This window comes from Bowmanella yangjiangensis (assembly GCF_017255015.1).
In the GTDB taxonomy this organism is placed as follows: Bacteria; Pseudomonadota; Gammaproteobacteria; order Enterobacterales; family Alteromonadaceae; genus Bowmanella; species Bowmanella yangjiangensis.
Genome location: NZ_JAFKCS010000725.1, coordinates 1 through 367 on the forward strand (window position 1 = coordinate 1; position 367 = coordinate 367).

General features: G+C 62.9%; 1 protein-coding gene. It reads right to left on the minus strand.

What is annotated here, in order from left to right; all coding sequences use genetic code 11:
• Window positions 1-139: 139 nt before the first annotated feature.
• Window positions 140-367, minus strand: a 228-nt coding sequence (locus tag J0A65_RS26430; RefSeq protein WP_206597152.1) for a hypothetical protein, incomplete at its 5' end; no start/stop codon positions are given.

Sequence of the window (367 nt, forward strand, 5' to 3'; positions counted from 1 at the left end):
CCGGTCCTGATGACCTGGCAGGCGATGGTGCTTCCCGGCTCGGTGGGCGGCGTGTCGGGGCTGGAGTTCATGCGGTCCTTAGAGCGAGCGACATTTCCGGCTGGAAACGTCCGGGCGACGGATGGTCAGCATTCTGGCGTCAGGGAAATGCAGTGGCAAGTCTTGTGCCAGTCACGAGCTGACCGAGCGGCCTCGCACAGGCCGTGCTCAGTTCTATGCTAGCTGCTTCGTGGACGAAGTCGATGCAGTCGGCAGGTGTCGTGACGGTCATTTCAGCATCCCGTCGTTTGATGACGGTTGCACGCTGGCGATGCGCGTTGCCGGGGCTCAGGCCGTAACGAGAAACGCCCCGTGAGTACGGGGCGTT